Source organism: Collinsella sp. TF07-1 (genome assembly GCF_003437235.1).
Lineage (GTDB): Bacteria > Actinomycetota > Coriobacteriia > Coriobacteriales > Coriobacteriaceae > Collinsella.
In genome coordinates this window covers 45,031-48,997 of the sequence record NZ_QSRV01000012.1, presented here as the reverse complement: position 1 = coordinate 48,997, position 3,967 = coordinate 45,031, and the positions used below count along the sequence as shown (strand labels likewise).

Sequence of the window (3,967 nt, the reverse complement as noted above, 5' to 3'; positions counted from 1 at the left end):
CGCGGGGGCGGGGGGGCGCGCGGGCGCGGCAAGCGCCTAGCGCGCGAACTCCCGTAAGAGCGCGTCTTCCACTTCCCGAAGCGAAAGGGCCCCGCCTCCCTCGGCGGGACGGGTGACCACGATGCAGCGCGCTCCCACGTCGCGCGCGGAGGCGAGCTTCTCGGCCGTGCCGCCTACGGTTCCCGAGTCCTTGGTCACAAGCCACTGGGCGCCCACCTGCCGAAGCATCGCCTCGTTGAGCTCGCGGGTGAAGGGCCCCTGCATGCCGATGACGTGCGACGGCGAAAACCCCGCGTCGATGCACTTCGTTATAGCACCGGGCAGCGGGAGCACGCGCACGAAGAAGCGCTCCGCGAAATCGGCGACGCGCGTGTAGGGAGCAAGCTCCTTGCTCCCCGTCGTGAGAAGAGCGCGACCCGGGTTCTCGGAGAGAAAGCGCGCCGCGCAGGCGATCGACGCGACCGACACGACGCCTTTGGGCAGCGCCTCGACCGGGCGCGCAAGGCGCAGGCATCGTGCACCCACGGCGAGCGAAGCGGCCCGGATGTTGCCGCTTGCGAGCGTAGCGAAGGGGTGCGTGGCGTCGACGACGATGCGCGCGCCGGAAAGCTCGCGCTCCATGTCGGCCTCGTCGAGCCTGCCCGCATGCACCTCGATGCCCGGAAGCTCGCCCAAAAGTTCGCCTCCGTACTCTGTTGCCGCGTAGGCACGGGCGGGGATGCCCGCCCCGCTCGCCCATTCGCACAGAAGGCGGCCCTCGGTGGTGCCGGCGAAGATGCGCAGCGCCGGCGCGGATGCGGGAGCCGTCACTTCGGGCCGCCTGTGCGCGTGATCTGGTAGAGCAGCGCGTTCATAATGGCAGCCGCCACGGTCGAGCCGCCCTTGCGACCCCTCGCGACGATGGCCGGCACGCGTCGTGCGACTAGCTCCTCTTTCGCCTCGACCACGTTCACAAACCCGACCGGCACCCCAACGACGAGCGCGGGCGCGATCTTTCCCGCGTCCATGAGCTCGGCGAGGCGCAGAAGTGCTGTGGGAGCGTTGCCGACGGCCACGATGAGCGGACCCTCGATGCCGCAAGCTTTGTCCATGCTCGCAACGGCGCGAGTCGTGCCCGCGGCGCGCGCAGCCGCGGCGACATCGGGGTCGGCCATGAAGCACACGGCCTTGCAGCCGAGCTTCGCGAGCGCGGGCTTGCTTATGCCTGCGAGCGCCATGTTCGTGTCGGTGAGCACCGTGGCCCCTGCGCGCAGTGCGTCGAGCGCACAGTGCGCGGCGTCATGGGCGAACACGAGAGAATCGGCGTACGAGAAGTCGGCAGTGGTGTGGATGACGCGCTTCACGACGGGCTCTTCGAGCGGCGGGAACGTGCGGCCGCCGAGCTCTTCGGTGATGATCTCGAAGCTGCGCCGCTCGATGTCGCCGGGCGCCATCTCCTTGGAATCCATCTAGTACTCCACTCCTTCCCTTGCACATATCCCCTGAGAGTAGGGGTGTTTCTCGCACCGCATCTCGGTTATGTAGTCGGCCTTCTCCACGATCTTGCGGGAAGGCGCGCGCCCGGTGAGCGCTACTTCGACGCCGCGCGCGGACATATCGAGCGCGCGGTCCACGAGCGCCTCGTCGACAAGCCCCTTCGAAAGCGCGTCGAGCGCCTCGTCGAGCACGAGCAGCCCCTCTTGCGCGCCCTCGAGCTCGGCGAGCGCGGAAGCGAGGTTCCCATCGTGCAGCTCGCACGTCGCGGCAAGTTCTTCCGACGTCATCGACCAGGTAAACTTGTCCGACGCCTTCCCCGCGAACACGGGCACGCCGAAATGCTCAGCGAGCAGGCGCACCTCCCCGCTTTCGCCGTCTTTCAGGAACTGCACGACGACGACGCGGCGGCCTGCAGCGAGCATGCGAAGGGCGAGGCCCATCGCCGCCGTGGTCTTGCCTTTGCCGTCGCCATGATACACGTGGATCATACGCCCTCCTCGATAATGCGGTAGACATACTCCATGTCGAGCGCCCCGCGCACGACGTCGGCCAGGCGGTCAAACTCGCGTGCACGGTGATCGGCCGCGGACGACGCGCCCGCAGCACCCACGACGCTCTCGGGCAGGCCGCGCATGCGCGCGAGCGAGCGCGCGAGGGCGAGCGCAACCCCCGGTTCGTCGAACAGGCCGTGGAGATAGGTTCCGAACACGTTTCCGCAGGCCGCGCCTTCTGGTTTGCCGCCAATCGTGCCCGCAGGAGCGCAGGAGACGGTCGTTTCGCCGTCGTGAATCTCGTACCCGCGCGCCGTCATGCCGTTCCACACCGAGAACGCGCCTTGGGCGCCCGTGATGCGCAGTGCCGACTGGGCGAGGCGCTTTTCCTCCTTGAACACCGTACTTGCAGGGATGAGCCCGAGCCCGCGCGCGGTGCCAGCGCCTTCCCTGCCGTGCGGGTCGGAAAGCTCGTCTCCCAAAAGCTGGTAGCCTCCGCATATGCCGAGCACCGGCGTGCCCGCGCCCGAAAGCGCGCGTACACAGGCTCCGATGCCGCTAGCCGCAAGCCAGCGCGCGTCGTCGAGCGTGGTCTTCGAGCCGGGGAGCACCACCAGGTCGGGTCGGCCCAGATCGGTCGTCGAGGAAACGTAGCGCACGCCCACGCCGGGCACGCGCGAAAGCGGGTCGAAGTCGGTGAAGTTCGACAGATGCGGAAGACGCACGACGGCGACGTCGATGACGCCGCGCGCCTCGCGGGCAGATAGGCGCGGCGCGAGCGAGTCCTCGTCGTCCAGGTCGAGCGTAAGATACGGCACGACTCCCACGACGGGAACCCCGCACATCTTCTCGAGCGGGGCCAAACCCGGGCGCAGGATTTCCACATCGCCGCGGAACTTGTTCACCACAAGCCCCCGCAAAAGCGCGCGGTCCTCGGGCGCAAGGAGCGCGACCGTGCCGTAGAGCTGGGCAAACACCCCGCCTGGGTCGATGTCGCCCGCGAGCAGCACGGGGGAGGACACGGCGCGCGCGAGCCCCATGTTGACGATGTCGTTTTCGGCAAGGTTGATTTCGGCGGGGCTGCCGGCGCCCTCGATGACGATGACGTCGTTTTCCTCAGCGAGCGAATCGAACGCCTCCAAAATCTGCGGCATGAGCGCCTTCTTTCGCGCGAAGTAGTCCCTCGCAGCGAAGGCTCCCTGCGCCTTGCCGGCCACGATGAGCTGGCTTCGGTGGTCGCTTTCGGGCTTGAGAAGGATGGGGTTCATGCGCACGTCGGGCGCGATGCCGCACGCCTCGGCCTGCATGATCTGGGCGCGCCCCATCTCGAGCCCGTCGGCCGTGACACCGCTGTTGAGTGCCATGTTCTGGCTCTTGAAGGGAGTCACGCGTAGGCCGTCCTGCGAAAGCACGCGGCACAGCCCCGCCGCAAGCAGGCTCTTCCCTGCGTTCGACATGGTGCCCTGGATCATGATGGGCTTGGCCCTACCCACGGGTATCGACCTCCTTCGCCAAGCCTCGGCCATCCGCGCCCGCCATAGCGCCGCCGCAAGAAGCGCCGCCCCGTTCGTCGGGTTCGCCTTCGCCCGATGCACCTTCCGCCCGAAGCGCGCGGCTGAACGCCATCGCAAGCCGGGCGTTCTCCTTGTGCGTGCGCACCGCGACGCGGCACCAAAAACGGGACAGTACTGAAAACGAGTCGCACGTGCGGACCAAAACACCTTGATTATACAGGCGCTCGGGGATGTCTTTCGCCGGCGTGCGGACTAAAAGGAAGTTCGCATCCGACGGCACGACGGAAAGCCCGAGCGAGGAGAGCTCGTGGGAAAGCCACGCTCGCTCGCCTGCCAATACGTCGCGCGTGCGCGAGACGTATTCAACGTCTTCCAGGGCGGCGATGCCCGCGGCCTCGGCGACCGAGGAGACGGGCCACGCCTGCCCCGCCCGGCGAATCCCCTCGATGAGTTGGGCGTTTCCGCTGATCAGATATCCCAACCGCA

Annotated in this window: 5 protein-coding genes; all 5 read right to left on the bottom strand. The window is 67.9% G+C overall.

The annotated features are described in order from the left end of the window. Positions 1–36 precede the first annotated feature (36 nt). Entirely contained in the window at positions 37–810 is a 774-nt protein-coding gene (cobK, locus tag DXC67_RS06120; RefSeq protein WP_117629344.1) for a precorrin-6A reductase, read from the bottom strand. Next, positions 807–1,448, bottom strand: coding sequence for a precorrin-8X methylmutase (locus DXC67_RS06115; protein WP_117637732.1), 642 nt, complete (start codon positions 1,446–1,448; stop codon positions 807–809). The genes cobK and DXC67_RS06115 overlap by 4 nt, the downstream gene beginning before the upstream one ends. Continuing rightward, on the bottom strand, positions 1,449–1,964 hold the full coding sequence (locus DXC67_RS06110) for a cob(I)yrinic acid a,c-diamide adenosyltransferase (RefSeq protein ID WP_117637731.1): 516 nt from the start codon (positions 1,962–1,964) through the stop codon (positions 1,449–1,451). Further along, positions 1,961–3,460, bottom strand: coding sequence for a cobyric acid synthase (locus DXC67_RS06105; RefSeq protein WP_233503188.1), 1,500 nt, complete (start codon positions 3,458–3,460; stop codon positions 1,961–1,963). The genes DXC67_RS06110 and DXC67_RS06105 overlap by 4 nt, the downstream gene beginning before the upstream one ends. After that, positions 3,453–3,967, bottom strand: a 515-nt coding sequence (locus tag DXC67_RS06100) for an aminotransferase class I/II-fold pyridoxal phosphate-dependent enzyme (protein WP_199410646.1), incomplete at its 5' end; no start/stop codon positions are given. The genes DXC67_RS06100 and DXC67_RS06105, both read right to left, overlap by 8 nt.